1 pseudogene is annotated in these 269 nt (G+C 61.0%); it reads right to left on the bottom strand.

Annotated features, from left to right (window positions below):
* Nucleotides 1-238: pseudogene (locus AF337_RS25860) on the bottom strand (sensor histidine kinase); the annotation flags it as partial.
* Between the last annotated feature and the right edge of the window lie 31 nt (nucleotides 239-269).

Genomic DNA, 269 nt, shown 5'->3' with positions numbered 1-269 from the left:
AGTCTATGCGGTAGCGTTGCGTTCCGTCGTCGATGATTTGGAGGGAGCATTTGACGCTGACGGCGCCGCCATCATTCGACCATGCGCCATGACGGACAGCGTTTGTGCCGAGTTCGTGAAAGGCCATGGTCAGCGCCAGGGCCGTTTTTGCGGAAACCCGGATATCGTCTCCGGTCAGCTTCCATCGCTCGCCGTCCGGCCGATGCGGAACGGTCGCCTGGTCGAGCGTCTGTTTCAACGACGCGCTGCTCCACAGTTCGCCTGTCAAC

Origin of the sequence: Rhizobium ecuadorense (assembly GCF_001187535.1) — a bacterium.
Classification (GTDB): Bacteria; Pseudomonadota; Alphaproteobacteria; order Rhizobiales; family Rhizobiaceae; genus Rhizobium; species Rhizobium ecuadorense.
This window is presented reverse-complemented; position numbering and strand designations above follow the sequence as displayed.